At 61.1% G+C, this 16998-nt stretch carries 12 protein-coding genes; 2 read left to right on the top strand and 10 right to left on the bottom strand.

Annotation, left to right across the window (positions count from 1 at the left end):
* Positions 1-48 precede the first annotated feature (48 nt).
* Positions 49-273 (top strand): zinc ribbon domain-containing protein, encoded by a 225-nt coding sequence (locus AB5Z09_RS04820; protein WP_005333789.1) that lies wholly within the window; start codon positions 49-51, stop codon positions 271-273.
* Positions 274-646: 373 nt separating this feature from the next.
* Here AB5Z09_RS04820 and mltF read toward each other — a convergent pair whose 3' ends face one another.
* Complete coding sequence (gene mltF, locus AB5Z09_RS04815) at positions 647-2131, bottom strand: membrane-bound lytic murein transglycosylase MltF (RefSeq protein ID WP_005344877.1); 1485 nt, start codon at positions 2129-2131, stop codon at positions 647-649.
* Between the two features lie 149 nt (positions 2132-2280).
* Between mltF and purL the strand changes: the two genes are divergently transcribed.
* Positions 2281-6204 (top strand): phosphoribosylformylglycinamidine synthase, encoded by a 3924-nt coding sequence (purL, locus tag AB5Z09_RS04810; protein WP_368194748.1) that lies wholly within the window; start codon positions 2281-2283, stop codon positions 6202-6204.
* Between the two features lie 64 nt (positions 6205-6268).
* Here purL and AB5Z09_RS04805 read toward each other — a convergent pair whose 3' ends face one another.
* The 9 genes from AB5Z09_RS04805 to nuoI all read right to left on the bottom strand — a co-directional run bounded on the left by AB5Z09_RS04805 (position 6269) and on the right by nuoI (position 16994).
* Positions 6269-7813, bottom strand: coding sequence for an HD domain-containing phosphohydrolase (locus AB5Z09_RS04805; RefSeq protein ID WP_236768245.1), 1545 nt, complete (start codon positions 7811-7813; stop codon positions 6269-6271).
* Between the two features lies 1 nt (position 7814).
* The gene (locus AB5Z09_RS04800) at positions 7815-9272 is read right to left on the bottom strand and encodes an HD domain-containing phosphohydrolase (protein WP_368194747.1); all 1458 of its coding nucleotides are present in this window, start codon (positions 9270-9272) and stop codon (positions 7815-7817) included.
* On the bottom strand, positions 9269-10405 hold the full coding sequence (locus AB5Z09_RS04795; RefSeq protein WP_123172873.1) for an FIST signal transduction protein: 1137 nt from the start codon (positions 10403-10405) through the stop codon (positions 9269-9271). The genes AB5Z09_RS04800 and AB5Z09_RS04795 overlap by 4 nt, the downstream gene beginning before the upstream one ends.
* Positions 10406-10637: 232 nt before the next feature.
* Positions 10638-12101 carry an NADH-quinone oxidoreductase subunit NuoN gene (gene nuoN, locus AB5Z09_RS04790; protein ID WP_005351071.1) on the bottom strand — a complete coding sequence of 488 codons (1464 nt, stop codon included), beginning with the start codon at positions 12099-12101 and terminating at the stop codon, positions 10638-10640.
* Positions 12098-13642: an NADH-quinone oxidoreductase subunit M gene (gene nuoM / locus AB5Z09_RS04785; protein WP_368194746.1), complete on the bottom strand. Its 1545-nt coding sequence runs from the start codon at positions 13640-13642 to the stop codon at positions 12098-12100. The genes nuoN and nuoM overlap by 4 nt, the downstream gene beginning before the upstream one ends.
* A 98-nt stretch (positions 13643-13740) precedes the next feature.
* Positions 13741-15588: an NADH-quinone oxidoreductase subunit L gene (gene nuoL, locus AB5Z09_RS04780; protein WP_368194745.1), complete on the bottom strand. Its 1848-nt coding sequence runs from the start codon at positions 15586-15588 to the stop codon at positions 13741-13743.
* Positions 15585-15893, bottom strand: coding sequence for an NADH-quinone oxidoreductase subunit NuoK (gene nuoK / locus AB5Z09_RS04775; RefSeq protein WP_005337247.1), 309 nt, complete (start codon positions 15891-15893; stop codon positions 15585-15587). The genes nuoL and nuoK overlap by 4 nt, the downstream gene beginning before the upstream one ends.
* Complete coding sequence (nuoJ, locus tag AB5Z09_RS04770) at positions 15890-16441, bottom strand: NADH-quinone oxidoreductase subunit J (protein WP_368194744.1); 552 nt, start codon at positions 16439-16441, stop codon at positions 15890-15892. Before nuoJ ends, nuoK begins: the two co-directional genes overlap by 4 nt.
* Before the next feature lie 10 nt (positions 16442-16451).
* Positions 16452-16994, bottom strand: a complete 543-nt coding sequence (gene nuoI / locus AB5Z09_RS04765; RefSeq protein WP_323968830.1) for an NADH-quinone oxidoreductase subunit NuoI — start codon at positions 16992-16994, stop codon at positions 16452-16454.
* Positions 16995-16998 lie beyond the last annotated feature (4 nt).

Here is a 16998-nt window from a genome sequence, read left to right as displayed (position 1 = left end):
CTGCCATGGAACAAGACCATGGCAGATCCACTTTTCGAGGAGTTGATTATGGAAGCCCTGCTTTGTCCATCATGCCAGGCTGAACTGGACACCCGCAGCAAGGAGCAAACCTGTGGCCAGTGCCAGGCCCCTGTTCGCGTCACGGCCATCTGCCCCACCTGCCAGCAGGAGCTGGAGCGTCTCAAGGCGTGCGGCGCGGTGGATTACTTCTGCAACCACTGCAACTCGCTGATCTCCAAGCGGTCGGTACAGTTCAAAGCTGCGCTGGTGTAAGACGATTTTCAGGTGAGAAAGAAGATAAAAAAACCCGGCGAATGCCGGGTTTATGCTGTGTGCTCTGCAATAAGCAGGGTATAGGATCGATTTCTGCGCCACAGATTGCGCTTGATGTCATTAAGCTTGAGTTTGCGTCTGGGGCTCCAGCTGCACTTCGCTTTTCTGACCAGACTGATTTTTCTACGTTTTTGCATCTTGGTCTCCTCCCAACTCAGGTGGCCATCCAGGCCTTGGGTCATTGATGGAGCCCATCCGAAATTGCTGTTATTTAATCTCTCAACATAATGAAAACAATGCGATTTCGGATAGGCTCCGATGTGAATCGATGGTAACAGAGAAGTTTGCGTGAAAACAGCCGAATAATGGCTGGTTAGCGCATGGTGATCTGATTGACCACTTCGGCGATGGCGGTGGGGCGCTCGGCCAGCTCGGGCTCGCTGTCGTTGTCGAGACTCTCCCGCTGATGTGCCTTCTGTTGCTCGTTGTCGAGCCAGAGCAGACTCTGGTAATACTGGCGCACGTTGTTGACATAGTTGCGCGCCTCGCTGCCACGGGCATAGCCGTAACGTACCTTGCGGTGCCAGCGCGCCTGTTGCAGCAGCGGCAGCACCTCTTTCACGTCGCTCCAGGCGTCGGGATTTTTGCCGAGCTCTTTGGTCAGGCGACGGGCATCCATCATGTGGCCGTAACCGATGTTGTAGGCGGTGAGGGCAAACCACACCTTCTCGTCATCGGGCACCGAATCCGGCACCTTCTCCATCATCTGTTGCAGATAGAGGGAGCCACCTTTGATGCTCTCTTCCGGATGAAGCCGGTCGTTGACTCCCATCGCCTTGGCGGTTGGCTCGGTCAGCATCATCATGCCGCGCACGCCGGTGTAAGAGCGGGCCTGCGGGTCCCAGTGAGACTCCTGATAGCTGATGGCGGCGAGCAGACGCCAGTCGATATTCTTGGCGTGAGTCTGGAACAGCGGCTGGTACTTGGGCAGCAGGCTCTTGGCGCGCTTGAGGAAGGTACGGGTATCGACAAAGTCGAAGTTCTGCACGTGGCCGAAGTACTTCTCGTCCAGCTTGGCGATGGCACCATCCATAAAGCGCTGACCGAAGAAGTCGATCACGCTGGCATAGAGGCTGTCATCGGGCAGCTTGCTCATGGCCCAGGCAACGGTCTGCTTCTGGGCCAGGGTCAGCCCCTCGGTGAGCTCCGGGTAGTAGCGCTGGGTACGGGCCAGCACGGTATCCTGCACCACCGTGTAGTCAATCTTGCCATCCACCACCTGTTTGAGCAGCTCCTCCACATCGGCGTTGTCGCTGGTGCTCCAGGCTAGTTTCGGATTCTCTTTGCTCATCTCTTTGAGCAGATCTTCACCGGTGGAGCCGGCGGCCACCACCAGCTTGCCCTTGATATCGTTCAATGAGGCCGGCTTGGGTTTGCCGTTGCGGTAGACCAGTTTGGGGGAGACCTGGTAGAAGCCCGGGCCGAAGCGAAACAGCTCGCGTCGCTCGGGGGTGACCATGATGGCGGCAGCCGCCAGATCGAGTTTGCCCTTTTTCAGCAGGGTGACCAGTTGGTCAGTGGTGTCGACCGGGATGATGGTGAGTTTCACCCCCAACCAGTCGGCATAATTTTGCGCCAGCTCGTAATCGAACCCCTGGGCGAGGTCGTCACGCTGGTAATAGGAGGTGGGACCATAGATGGTGCCAACCCGGATCTCGCCTCGCTGGCGGATCTGCTCCAGCTGGCTGGAGGGGCTATAGAAGTCGCAGCCAACCAGTGTCAGCGTCAACAACAGCCCGATAAACAGTCGAAAAATGCAGCGCAAGTAGGTGAGTACCTTTGTTGAAAAAATCGGCATTTGTCAAAAAAGAGGCACCTTTATACCAGAGAGTGTGCGCAGAGTCACACTGCACGAAGTGAGAAAAACGTTTGTCCGCTGTGAGCCAGATCCCTATAATACGCGCGTCTCAATTCCCCCCCACTTTAAAACTTGGTGAGAAAGGTCATATGGATATCTTGCGTGGTGCCCCAGCACTGTCTGATTTTCGTGTCCAAAAACTGCTGCAACGCTTCGCACAGATGAGAAACGAGAGTGGAGTAGAGAGCGGAGTAGAGATAGAGGATGTCTATGCCGAGTATGTGCACTTTGCCGAGCTGACAAGCCCCCTCTCTCCCCCCGAGCGAGCGACCTTGGGCCAGCTCTTGCGCTACGGCCCGACCATCCCCGAACACACCCCCAGCGGTCAGCTGTTTCTTGTTACCCCCCGCCCCGGCACTATCTCCCCCTGGTCTTCCAAAGCAACCGACATCGCCCACAACTGCGGCCTGAAACAGGTCAAGCGGCTGGAGCGTGGTATTGCCTATTACCTGACCATCAAGGGGCTGGGTGAGCTGAGTGCCGCCCAGCGCAGTGCCATTGCCGCCGTGCTTCATGATCGGATGATGGAAGTGGTGTTTGCCGAGATGAGCGAAGCTGCCGCCCTGTTTGCTCACCACGAGCCGCGCCCCTTCACCCAGGTGGATGTGCTGGGCGGTGGTCGCGCAGCCCTGGCCGAAGCCAACGTGGCGCTCGGTCTGGCGCTGGCCGACGACGAAATCGACTATCTGGTGGAGAACTTCACCAAGTTGGGTCGCAACCCCAACGATATCGAGCTCTACATGTTTGCCCAGGCAAACTCCGAGCACTGTCGCCACAAGATCTTCAACGCCGACTGGACCATCGATGGTGAGCAGCAGCCCAAGTCGCTGTTCAAGATGATCAAGAACACCTTCGAGCAGACGCCGGATCATGTCCTCTCTGCTTATAAAGACAACGCCGCCGTGATGGAAGGGAGCCAGGGTGGCCGCTTCTTCCCGAGCCCGGCCAGCGGCGAGTACCAGTATCATCAGGAGCAAGTCGACATCCTGATGAAGGTGGAGACCCACAACCACCCGACCGCCATCTCCCCCTTCCCGGGGGCAGCCACCGGCTCCGGCGGCGAGATCCGCGACGAGGGTGCCACCGGTCGCGGTGCCAAGCCCAAGGCGGGTCTGGTCGGTTTCTCCGTCTCCAACCTGCGCATCCCCGGCTTTGAGCAGCCCTGGGAGCAGGATTTTGGCAAGCCGAGCCGCATCGTCAGCGCGTTTGATATCATGCAGGAGGGGCCGCTCGGCGGCGCCGCCTTCAACAACGAGTTCGGCCGTCCGGCCATTCTCGGCTACTTCCGTACCTTCGAAGAGGAGGTGCCGGGCCACAACGGTGTCGAGGTACGTGGCTACCACAAACCCATCATGCTGGCGGGCGGCATCGGCAATATCCGCTCCGAACACGTCCAGAAAGGGGAGATCCCGGTCGGGGCGGCCCTCATCGTGCTGGGTGGCCCGGCGATGAACATCGGTCTGGGCGGCGGCGCAGCTTCCTCCATGGCTTCCGGCCAGTCGGCCGAAGATCTCGATTTTGCCTCGGTGCAACGTGACAACCCCGAGATGGAGCGCCGCTGTCAGGAGGTGATCGACCGCTGCTGGCAGCTGGGGGACGATAACCCCATCGTCTTCATCCACGACGTGGGGGCAGGCGGCCTCTCCAACGCCATGCCGGAGTTGGTGAGCGATGGCGATCGCGGCGGTCGCTTCGACCTCCGTGCCATCCCGAACGACGAGCCGGGCATGAGCCCGCTCGAGATCTGGTGCAACGAATCCCAGGAGCGTTACGTGCTGGCGGTAGCCAGGGAGAAGCTGCCGCTGTTCAAGGCGCTGTGCGAGCGCGAGCGCGCACCCTATGCCGTCATCGGTACTGCCACCGAAGAGAAGCACCTGACGCTCTCCGATCAGCATTTTGACAACCACCCCATCGATTTGCCGCTGGATGTGCTGCTGGGCAAGACCCCCAAGATGCATCGCGATGTTGCAAGCCTGCCTGCCCAAGGCAAAGCGCTCCAACTCGATGGCATCACCCTGGGCGAAGCTGCCGAGCGGGTGCTGCGTCTACCGACCGTGGCGGAGAAGTCCTTCCTTATCACCATCGGCGATCGTAGCGTGACCGGTCTGGTCAACCGCGACCAGATGGTTGGCCCTTGGCAGATCCCGGTGGCCGATTGCGCCGTCACTGCCGCCACCTACGACAGCTACCACGGCGAAGCCATGTCGATGGGCGAGCGCACCCCGGTGGCGCTGCTCTCCCACGCCGCCTCCGCTCGTATGGCGGTGGCGGAAGCACTCACCAACCTGGCACCGGCTCACATCGGCTCGCTCAAACGGGTCAAGCTCTCCGCCAACTGGATGGCCGCCGCCGGTCACCCGGGCGAAGATGCCGGGCTCTATGAGGCGGTCAAGGCGGTGGGTGAGGAGCTCTGCCCGGCCCTTGGCATCACCATTCCGGTGGGCAAGGACTCCATGTCCATGAAGACCCGCTGGCAGCAGGATGGCAAGGAGCACAGCGTCACCTCGCCGCTCTCCCTGCTCATCTCCGCCTTTGCCCGGGTCGAGGATGTGCGCAACACGGTTACTCCGCAACTGCGTACCGATCTCGGTGAAACCGACCTTATCCTCATCGACCTTGGCAATGGCAAGCAGCGCCTCGGCGCCTCGGCGCTGGCGCAGGTCTATCGCCAGCTGGGTGACAAGGCGCCGGATCTCGACAATCCGGTCCAGCTCAAGGGCTTCTTCAACGCCATTCAGGCGCTGGTGGCTGATCGCAAACTGATCGCCTACCACGACCGCTCCGACGGTGGCCTGTTCGTCACCCTGACCGAGATGGCGTTTGCCGGCCACTGCGGCCTCGACATCCAGCTCGATCGCATCGGCGGCGAGCTGCTGCCGGCGCTGTTCAACGAAGAGCTGGGCGCCGTCATTCAGGTGCGTCGTGAAGATAAAGAGGCGGTGATGACCCTGCTGGCCGGTCACGGTCTGGCAGCCTGCTCCCATGTGCTCGGCACCGTGCGCGAAGGGGATCTCATCACCTTGCAGCGGGGCGGTCAGGAGGTCTATCGTGCCAGCCGTACCGCTCTTCGCACCATCTGGGGCGAGACCAGCTGGCAGATGCAGCGCCTGCGCGACAACCCAGAGTGCGCGGATCAGGAGCATGCTGTTCGTCAGGACGCCACCGATCCGGGTCTGCATGCCAAGCTGACTTACAACCCGTCCGAGGATGTGGCTGCACCTTACATTGCCCGTGGGGTCTCCCCCCGTCTGGCGGTGCTGCGTGAGCAGGGGGTCAACTCCCACGTGGAGATGGCGGCGGCGTTCGATCGTGCCGGTTTCGCGGCGGTCGATGTCCATATGAGCGATATTCTCTCCGGTCGCATCAAGCTGGAGGAGTTCCAGACCCTGGTGGCCTGTGGCGGCTTCTCCTACGGTGATGTGTTGGGGGCCGGTGAAGGCTGGGCCAAGTCCATCCTGTTCAACGACAACGCCCGCGAGCAGTTCCAGCGCTTCTTCGAGCGCGGCGATACCCTCTCTCTGGGTGTCTGCAACGGTTGCCAGATGATGTCCAACCTGCGAGAACTCATCCCGGGTGCCGATCTCTGGCCGCGCTTTGTACGCAACCGCTCCGAGCGCTTCGAGGCGCGCTTCAGTCTGGTGCAGGTACAGGAGTCCCCGTCGGCCTTCTTCGCGGGGATGGCTGGCTCGGTGATGCCCATTGCCGTTTCCCACGGGGAAGGGCGTGTCGAGGTGCGCGATGCCGCTCACCTGAACGCGCTGCAGCAGAGCGGTCTGGTAGGGTTGCGCTTTGTCGACAACCGCGGCAGCGTGACCGAGCAGTACCCGGCCAACCCCAACGGCTCGCCGGATGGTATCACCGCCGTGACCACCACTGATGGTCGTGCCACCATCATGATGCCGCACCCGGAGCGGGTGTTCCGCACCGTGGCCAACTCCTGGCACCCGGACAACTGGGGCGAGGACGGCGCCTGGATGCGGATGTTCCGCAACGCCCGGGTTCGTCTGGGTTAATAGAGACAGCACCAGCGCATAAAAACAGAAACCGGCCAATTGGCCGGTTTTTTTATCCGTGTCGTTACGGCTTGCCGAGCGGTTGGGGGATAAAGTCTCCCCGGTCGAGGATCCGCAGACAGGCATCCACCACATCCGCATCGAGCTGATGGCCGCGCATCTGGATGATCTGCTCCCTGGCTTGGGGAATGCCGAGGGCGGCGCGATAGGGGCGATCAGAGGACATGGATTCGACGATATCGGCGACGGTGAGGATGCGGGCCTCCAGCAGGATCTCATCCCCCTTGAGTCCCAGCGGATAGCCGGAGCCATCGAGATACTCGTGGTGCTGGTGGATCATCCGGGCGATGGGCCAGGGGAAGTCGATATCCTTGAGCACCAGATAGCCGATGGCGGGGTGTTCCTTGACCAGCTCGAACTCCAGTGGCGTGAGGCGCTCCGGTTTGGTGAGAATTTCGGCCGGAACCTGGATCTTGCCGATATCGTGCACCATGGCGCCCAGATAGATCCCTCGCAGCCGCTTCTCTTCCAGCCTGAGCTCCCGGCCGATGGCTTGGGCCAGCTTGGCCACATGTTTCTGATGGCCAGCGGTATAGGGATCGCGCTGCTCCAGCACGGCGGCGATGGCACCCAGCGCATCTTCCAGTGCCAGCTCCAGCTGGCGGGCATGAAAGATCTTCTCCTGTTGCGAGCGCAGATAAGCCTGCTGGGTATGGCGCGCCTGCAGGCCATAGGTGAGGTAGTCGGTCAGCTGGATGAAGAGTTGCTCCTCCTCCTGGCTGAACAACCGTGGCTGGTCGCTGTGAATGATCAGCGCACCGGCCAGATCCTCCTGCAGTGGCAAGGGGATCAGCAGGCGGGATCGCAACGGGTGGCGGCTGGTATGGGGCCGCTCGTGGAAGATCACCTGATTGAGACGCCGCTGGTGGAGGATGGCCTGGGTGAGGGCCTCATCGTTCAACCAAAGCGTTTGTTCCGATGCATCGGCACTGCCTGCCTGCGCCACGATCATCGGCGGTTGGGCGAGTTCGGGCTGGCCTTGCAGCACTGCAACCAGCGGAAAACGGTCATCGACGGCGATGGCATCGCAGATATCCTGCAGCAGTTGCGGCTCATCGCCCGGTTTGAGCAGAGCGTGGTGGGCGCGGCTGATCGCCTGCTGGGTCCAGCTGTACTGTTGCAGTTTCTCCTGCTGCCACTTCTGCTCGGTAATGTCTTCGAAGAAGACGCCGACCCCCACGATGACCCCCGCCTCATCACGCAGGGGAAACTTGGTGGTGCTGAGCCAGCGGGCTTCTCCCCCCTTCAGATAGGGCTCTTCGATGTGCTGGTGTATCCCCTCGCGCATGACTCGGGCGTCATCCTCCCGATAGCGCTGTACCAGTTCGGGGGGAAAGAAGTCGCAGTCATTCTTGCCCACCAGTGCCTCTGGGGAGAGGGCGAGATCCGCCGCCAGCAGGCGGTTGCCCGCGATGTAGCTGAAGCGGGTGTCTTTGAGCAGCACCCGATAGGGAAGCTGATCCATCACCTGGGTCAGCAACAGCGCCGAGGAGGGGAGCGCATCGGTCAGTGGGTGGGGGAGTGCACAGGAGGTGAGGAGTTCGGACATCTTATCCCGCCTTGTCTGCAAGTTGACTGATGGGAGGACCGAAGTGGTAGCCGGTCTGCCAGAGCACGATACAGCTATTGACCACTTTTTCATCGTAATGGATCCCGGCATAGCGGGTCAGTTCGGCAAAGGCGTCACTCAGGGGCATGGCCCGGCGGAACGGGCGATGGGAGGTCATGGCGATCAGCGAGTCGGCCACCCGGATAATGCGCGCCTCCAGGGTAATGGCGTTGCCCGCCAGCCCCTGCGGATAGCCGCTGCCATCGAGGTTTTCGTGGTGCTGCAGCACTATGGTGGCGATGGGCCAGGGGAAGTCGATCTGTTTGAGAATATCGTGGCCGGCTTGGGGGTGCTGCTTGATCAGTTCGAACTCCACCGGCCGCAATTCACGGGGGCGAGTGATGATCTCGGTGGGGATCTGCAGCAGGCCGATATTGTGCACCATGGCCGCCAGTCCCAGCGCATCCAGCCGCTCTTGCCGCAGTTGCATGGCCTGCCCGATGGCCAGTGCCAAATCGCGCACCCTCAGCTCATGGCCCGCACTGTTGCGATCCTTGTGGCTGATGGCGCTGGCGAGGGCACTGATGGTCTGGAACAGCAGGTCACGCTGGTGGCGCTCGCTCTCCTTGAGGCGGGTGATGTCGACCAGGGTGCCGATGATGCCTGCAACCATCCCCTGATGGTCATAGAAGAGATCCTTGAAACAGATGACCTGATAGCGCATGCCATTGCGGTCATGCAACTGCTGTTCGATGCACTGGGGCTGGCGACTTCGCAGCAGCTCGGCTTCCCGCATGCTGTAGGCCTCGGCAAGCCCGACTGGCAGCAGCTCCTCGACTCGTCGACCCAGCAGCGCCTCCTTGCCGAGGCCGATCACCTGATTGAAGGCCTGGTTGCAGCCCAGAAATCGCCCTTCGATATCTTTGTAGAACACCGGGATCGGGATGGCCTTGAGCAGGGATTCGTTGAAGTGTTTCAGATCCTTCAGTTCGGCCTGCTGACGCAGGGCGAGCAGCTCGCTGTCCTTGCAGAGGGAAATGGCGCGGGCCAGGTTGCCGAGCACCGGGCTGAACAGATGGCAGACCGGTACGATCTGCTGATGTGGCTGGGGGGCGAGCAGCAAGATGAGATAACCTCCTTCAACCTTGAGCCGATAGGCAAACTGGTAGGGGCGGCTGCCCGGCAGGGGGAGTGTCTGTTGCAGCAGGCAGTGCTCCTCCTCGCTGACCCACCCAGGCAGGGTCAGGGTGGTGCCGGTGTGCTGACGCAACTGCTCGTCGCCGATCACCTTGAGCAGCTTGTATCCCTCCTGTTGCTGCTGCAATACCGCGCCAACCGGCGTGGCGCAGTGATGCATAAAACGTTGCAGTACCTTGGTGAGCAGCGCATCCAGCGTGACTTCACGCCCGATGCAGAGCGCCAGATCGCAGACGATGGCCATGGCGTGGTCGTTGTTCATATCACTGCCCCGTTACAGAGAATGGCGCCGTTATGAAATTGGGGGTAATCCCCATGGCGCACGCTGCCAATTTCGCCAAGGGAGAGGGCTCCTGCCAGATCGCCGGCCCCCGAGTGGGTCAGCAGGGTGCGCAGCTCGGTCACCGTCTGCTGGTCGAAGTGCAGCTGGCGTCCCGCGCAGTAGTAGACCTCCAGCAAGTGTGCCCGGGTGAGGGTTTGTTGCTGGTTGAGGCGCCTGGCCAGTGAGCAGGCATGTGCGGTGGCACTCTCTGGCGCCTTCAGCAGGGTGAGGATGCTGTGCTCTGCAACCTCGCCGGCGCAGAGCAGGGCGCCGTCATCGTTTGCCTCGACGGGGATCCTGACAATCACATCCCCGTTGGCCCGCAGCAGGCCCAGTGGCATGTGCACCACGAAACGGTAGAGCTCCTCGCGCACCATAGTGTGCTGGAATTGCTGGCTGATCAGCCCCTGATATTTTTGAAAGGCCGGTTGCCAGTCGATGTAGGCAATCTTGTTCGCTTCACTGCTGGTGGCCAGCATCGGTTGGGCCGAGAGTTGGTAACCATGTTCCAGAAAGGGAAAGCTGTTGCTGGGCAGCAGCGTGCAGGTGACCCCGTAGGCAAGTTGCCGTTGATTGTCGAACAGGCAGGCAAGGGGGGTGAAGCTGCTGCTGCCTGCATTGGCGCCGGCATAGTTGACGCGATTGGCCAGTTGCAGATAAAGCGCATCCAGAATGGAGGCGATATTGGGAATGAGGTTGTCGAAGGTCAGAAACAGGGTTGGTGGCTGCGAAGGGGTTGGCCAGGTGGCCAGCATGCTCTCCACCTGTTCCGCAATCAGTTGGGCAAGGGATGCTGCGCTGGCCTGCGGTGTCAGGGGCAGCAGTGTGGCGTGATAGGGGTTGGCTCTGGGCAGTAGCCAGGCCCCTTGCGGCAACAAGCCTTGCGCACCGATCAGCTGGGGGAAGATGGCGCCATCCAGGGCGATGTTGAAGTCGCGGCACAACTGCTGCAACAGGGGGACCTGAGCGCAATCCTGTTCGGCCAGCAGTATGGTCAGCTTGCCTCCTTGCAAGGGTGCCAGCGTGGCAGCCAGTTCTGTCGGGTTAAATTGGCAAACGTAGTGTTGCTTCATCAATCTGAACTCCATTCCAGAATATAACCAATATATCAATAAGGAATTCAAGAGGGTATGAGGATCTCGCCCGGTTCTGGTTGTATGGCAAAAACCATGATGGACATCACCCTCGCTGATTGATCTGTCATTTGCTGGCTCGCGGAGTGCGCGATGCTGTCGGTCCGCAAATAGAAAACCGGCAGCCAAGGCTGCCGGTTTTGCGGGTAATGAGGGGTAGCGACGGTAAAGGTTACTGCAATACCACGTGCTGGAACCCTTGTACCAGGCTGATGACCGGCTGGGGATAGAGCCCCAGCAACACCACTAGCGCTGCAGAGAGCAGCACTACCACTCCACCGGAGGAGAGAGCCCAGTCGGCGCTGGCATCGCGCTGCTGCATACCCGGTTCGCGCAGATAGAGGGTCACCATCACCTTGAGGTAGTAGTAGAGACCCAGTGCGCTGCCGAGCACGATGGCACCGGAGAGCCACCAGAGCTGCGCCTCGACGGTGACGCCGATGAGGTAGAACTTGCCGATAAAGCCGAGGGTCATCGGGATGCCCGCGAGTGACAACATCATCACCGTCAGTACGGCAGTCAGATAGGGGCGCTTCCAGAACAGACCGCGATAGCTGTGCAGGGAGTCTGCATCCTTGCCGCGATAGGGGCTCGACATCATGCTCACCACCCCAAAGGCACCCAGGCTGGTGAACAGATACATCAGCAGGTAGACCCCGGCTGCTTCCACCGGCATCTGGCCGAATCGGCTCGCCACGATCACCGCCAGCAGGTAACCGAAGTGGGAGATGGAGGAGTAACCCAGCATCCGTTTGACGTTGGTCTGCACCAGGGCCAGCAGGTTGCCGACCAGGATGGAGATGACCGCCATGGCTGCCAGCAGCCAGTGGATCATGGGATCGCTCGCCGCCGGTACCGCCAGATAGAAGCGCAGCAGCACGGCAAAGACCGCCACCTTACTTACGGTGGCGAGGAAGGTGGCGACCGGTGCCGGGGCACCTTCGTAGACATCCGGGGTCCAGAGGTGGAAGGGGGCCAGGGAGAGTTTAAAGGCAAAGCCGACCAGCATTAACCCCAAACCGCCCATCAGCAGCGGATGGTGAGCCGGGCTCTCGGCCAGGGTCTGCCCCAGGGCTGCAAAGCTCAGGCTGCCTGCCTGCGCATAGAGCAGCGCCATGCCAAACAACAGGAAGGCGGTGGCGGCGGCAGAGAGCACCATGTACTTCACTGCCGCTTCCAGCGAGTGGCGCTCGCGGTAGGCGTAACCCACCAGACCGAACATCGGCAGGGTCAGCATCTCGATCCCGATAAAGAGAGAGGCGAGGTGACGAGAGCAGGCCAGCACCAGACCACCAGCGGTGGCGATCAGCAGCAGCAGGAAGAACTCCTCCCGGTTGTCCGGGTAGGCTTTCAGCCACGATTGACCGAAGGTGCAGGTGGCCAGGGCGCCGATGAGCACCAGTCCCATGTAGAAGACGGCGTAACTGTCAACTTGCAGCAGCGGGGTGACCCCCTGATCCCCTTGCGCCATCACGATGGGCAGCGAGAACAGAGCAAGGTTGAGGCCAACAATGGTCACGGTAAAGGCGGTGGTGACACAGCGGCGCCAAGCGATGGCCAGCATCAGGGCCGCCATGGCCCCGGTGGTCAGCAGCAGGGGAAGCAGTGCCAGCAGTTGGGAAGCGGAGAAAGTCATTGCAGAGCTCCAGCAGTTGGCAGCAGATACCAGTGCAGCACGTTGATAAGGCTGCTGCTGGCGGTATCAATCACGGGTTGGGGATAGAGGCCAAGCAGAACCAGCAGGCCCGCAATTACCATCATCATGGTCAGTTCGCGGCGATCCAGTCCTTTCAGGATGCTCTCGTCTTTGGCCGGGCCAAAGCAGGCGCGCTGCAGCATGATGAGGGAGTAGACCGAGGCCAGCACCAGACCGAAGGTAGCGACCGCAGTGATCACCGGGGCGACCTGGAAGCTGCCGATCAGGATCAGGAACTCGCCGACGAAGTTGCCGGTGCCCGGCATGCCCAGAGAGGCGACCGAGAAGAAGAGCATCACACCCGGCAGATAGCGCAGGCGTCCCCACAGACCACCCATCTGGCGCAGATCGCGGGTGTGCAGGCGCTCGTAGAGCTGACCGCAGAGGATGAAGAGGCCGGCGGCGGAGAGACCGTGGGCGATCATCTGCACAACGGCACCCTGCAGGGCCACTTCGCTACCCGAATAGATAGCGATCATCACAAAACCCATGTGGGAGATGCTGGTGTAGGCCACCAGCCGTTTGATGTCGGTCTGGGCAAAGGCCACGATGGCGCCATACACGATGCCGACAAGACCCAGCACCATGGCGTAGGGAGCAAATTCGGCGGAGGCTTCCGGGAACAGCGGCAGGGCAAAGCGCAGCAGTCCATAGGCCGCGGTTTTCAGCAAAATACCGGCCAGGTCCACCGAGCCTGCGGTCGGCGCCTGACTGTGGGCATCCGGCAGCCAGCCGTGCAGCGGCACCAGCGGCATCTTGACCGCGAAGGCGATGAAGAAGCCCAGCATCAGCAGCCACTGTACACCCTTGCTCATCGGGGTATTGAGCAGATCCAGATAGTTGAAGGTGAAGACACCGGTGGCATGCTGGTGGGTCAGCACCAGCCCGATGATGGCCACCAGCATGATCAGGCCGCTCACCTGGGTGTAGATGAAGAACTTGGTCGCCGCGTTGATCCGTGATTTGCCGTCAGTGACCGAATGGCCCCAGAGCGCAATCAGGAAGTACATGGGAACCAGCATCATCTCCCAGAAGAAGAAGAAGAGGAACAGATCCAGCGCCATAAAGACGCCGAGCACGCCACCCAGGATCCAGAGCAGGTTCAGATGGAAGAAGCCGATGCGTTGCACGATCTCTTTCCACGAACAGAGGATGGCCAGTACCCCGATAAAGCAGGTGAGGATGACCATCAGCAGTGACAAACCATCCACTGCCAGATGCAGGGAGATGCCGAAGCGGGGGATCCACGGCAGGCGCCACTCGGCGGCCCAGGCGGAGGCAGCACCGGAGACGCCCGCGCTGTCGAGGCCCGTGGTGGCAAGGGAGAAATCACCACTTAGCCAGATGGCACAGGAGAGCAGCAGGCTGGCGCTCATGGAGAGCAGGGCAACCCAGCGGACAAACTGCCCGCCGAGACGCTCCATCTGCCAGCAGAGCAAGCCGCCGATAAAAGGAATTAGCAAGATCCAGAGTAAGGTCACGGTATCAGCTCTCGTTCAAGTTCATATGAGATTGCGCTCCTTGTTCCATCAGGGAGAGCAAACAGCCCGGCTGTACGATCTTCGTGTTGTTCATCGCGTTATCCCAGCAGCAACAGCGCCAGCACCAGCACGGCGCCGATCCCCATGGAGGCGGCATACCAGCGCAACTTGCCGGTCACGGTCCAGGCCAACAGCTGGTTGCCACGCAGGGCAAACCAGGCGGGCAGGCCCATCATCCAGTCCAGCGGGTCGCGGGCCAGCAGCCGAGTGGCCAGCAGATAGGGCTTGACCCACAGCTGGTCATAGAGCCAGTCAAAGCCCCAGGCGTTGAACCAGAGGGTGCTGAGCAGGCGGCCCGGCGCGCTGTTGGCAATGGAGGTGGCCAGACGGCGCTCACCAAGGAACAGAAACGCGGCCAGCACAATGCCAGTAATGGCAATGATGCCAGAGGCTACCTCCAGCGCATGGCGCCCCTCTTCGATATGGTCCCCCGGGCCTGCGGGTAGTACACCTGCCAGTGGCGGGGTGATCAGCGCGCCGATGCTGGTGGAGAGCACCAGCAATACCAGCAGCGGCAGATGGTGAGCCAGACCGTGGCCCGCATGGGCTTTGGTCTGCTCTTTGCCATGGAAGGCGATAAAGATCAGCCGGAAGGTATAGAGCGAGGTGAGGAATGCCCCCGCCAGACCGGCCCACAGCAGCGCGCTTTGGCCAGAGGCCTCTACTTGCCACAGGATGGCGTCCTTACTGTAGAAACCGGAGGTGACCAGCGGCAACGCCGCCAGCGCCGAGCCACCCACCAGGAAGCAGGCATAGACCAGCGGCAGACTCTTGCGCAGCCCACCCATCTTGAAGATGTTCTGCTCATGGTGGCAGGCAACGATAACGGCACCGGCGGAGAGGAACAGCAGCGCCTTGAAGAAGGCGTGGGTCATCAGGTGGAAGATGGCCCCTTCCCATGCGCCGACACCCAGTGCCAGAAACATGTAGCCAATCTGGCTCATGGTGGAGTAGGCGAGGATCCGCTTGATATCGGTCTGAACCAGCGCGGCAAAGCCTGCCAGCACTAGCGTGATGGCGCCAACCAGCCCGACCAGATGGAGGATCTCTGGCGCCAGCAGGAACAGGCCGTGGGTACGGGCAATCAGGTAGACACCGGCGGTCACCATGGTGGCGGCGTGGATCAGCGCCGAGACAGGGGTCGGGCCTGCCATCGCATCCGCCAGCCAGGTTTGCAGCGGCAGCTGTGCCGATTTGCCGACCGCGCCGCCCAAGAGCATCAGGCAGGCCAGCGACAGGGCAGGGGAGCCCTCGGCAAACAGGGTCGGTGCGCGCACCAGCAGCTCGTGGATATTGAGGGTGCCCAGTTCCCGATAGAGGATAAACAGGCCGATGGCGAGGAAGACATCACCCACCCGGGTCACGACAAATGCCTTGAGGGCCGCCGCTCCGTTCTTGCGATCCTTGTAGTAGAAGCCGATCAGCAGATAGCTGCACAGCCCTACCCCTTCCCAGCCGAGGTAGACAAACAGCAGGTCATCGGCCAGCACCAGGAACAGCATGCTGGCGATAAAGAGGTTGGTGTAGGTGAAGAAGCGGGAGTAACCCTCTTCCCCGCGCATATACCAGGAGGCGAACAGGTGGATGAAGAAACCCACCCCGGTCACCACCCCCAGCATGGTCAGCGACAGGCCATCCAGTGCCAGCGAGAAGCTCGGGGTAAAGTTGCCCACCGCCATCCATTGCCACAGGCGCTGGACATAGACGCCCCCCTCGGGCGGGTTGCCCAGAAAGTCGATGCCCACCCACAGGGTAGTGAGGGCCGACAGGCCAATGGAGCCTACCCCGATCAGCGCCGAGGTACGCTCACCAAACCGGCCGAGGGAGAAGGCCAACACCAGCCATCCCAGCAGCGGAAATAGAAAAGTCAGATATAAGAGGCTCATCCGCGCATCTCGCTCACAGTGTCCACGTTCAGGGTGTGGTAACGACGATAGAGCAGCAGTAACAGGGCAAGGCCGATACTGGCCTCCGCTGCCGCCAGAGAAATCACCAGGATATACATGATCTGGCCATCAGCCTGGGCCCAGCGGCTACCCGCCACCACAAACGCCAGTGCCGAGGCATTCATCATGATCTCGATACTCATCAGGATGTAGAGCAGGTTGCGGCGGATCAGCAGACCGCACAAGCCGATGCAGAAGAGCACCGCGGCCAGCAAAAGCCCGTGCTCCATGGGGATTCCATTCATTGCTGACCTCCTTCTTGTGCAGAGCGGGATGCTGTGCGGGGGACGGAGAGCACTTCACCACTCTTGTCTTCCCGGCCCAGGTGATAGGCGGTTACCAGACCCGCCAGCAGCAGGATGGAGGCAAGCTCCACCGCCAGCACATAGGGGCCAAAGAGCTCGACACCCACCTGCTTGGCGGTCACCTCGGTCACTCCGATCAGGCCCCCGGTCACCCCGAGAATGCCGTGGGCCAGAAAGCCCAGCAGGATCAGCGAGAGCAGGGCAGGGCCCCCCCAGGTCATGGGGGTGAGCCACTTTTTCTCCTGCGCCTGCGCTGAGCCTAGGTTCAGCATCATGACCACAAACACGAACAGCACCATGATGGCGCCGGCGTAGACGATCACCTGCAGGGCGCCGGCAAAGGCGGCACCCAGGCAGAAGAAGATCATGGCCACGGCGATGAGGGAGATAATTAGATTAAGCAGCGCATGCATGGGGTTGCTGGTGCTGATCACCCGCAGCGTGCTGTAAATGGCCACCAGGGCCGAGGCATAAAATGCCAGTTCCATGATTGACTCCTCAGGGCAGCAGGCTCTTGACATCGATGGGTTTGGCTTCGTTTTCGGCTTCCCCTTTCGGTTTGCCGTCGATGGCCATCCCGCTCATGCGATAGAAGTTGTAGTCCGGGTATTTGCCTGGCCCGCTGATCAGCAGATCTTCCTTCTCGTACACCAGATCCTGGCGGCGATACTCACCCATCTCGAAATCCGGTGTCAGCTGGATGGCGGTGGTGGGGCAAGCCTCTTCACACAGGCCGCAGAAGATGCAGCGAGAGAAGTTGATGCGAAAGAACTCCGGATACCAGCGACCATCTTCCCGCTCGGATTTTTGCAGCGAGATGCAGCCGACCGGGCAGGCAACTGCGCAGAGGTTGCAGGCCACGCAGCGCTCGTCCCCGTCGGGGTCGCGGGTCAGCACGATGCGACCGCGGTAGCGGGGGGCCGCATAGACTGCCTGCTCCGGATAGTTGAGGGTTTCACGGGGCCGCCAGGCATGGGAGAAGACCATGGCCAGACTGCGTAACTGGGTGCCGACACCCTGAATAATGCTAACAATTTTCATATTG

The sequence above is a fragment of the Aeromonas sp. R2-2 genome (genome assembly GCF_040908355.1).
Lineage (GTDB): Bacteria > Pseudomonadota > Gammaproteobacteria > Enterobacterales > Aeromonadaceae > Aeromonas > Aeromonas veronii.
This window is presented reverse-complemented; position numbering and strand designations above follow the sequence as displayed.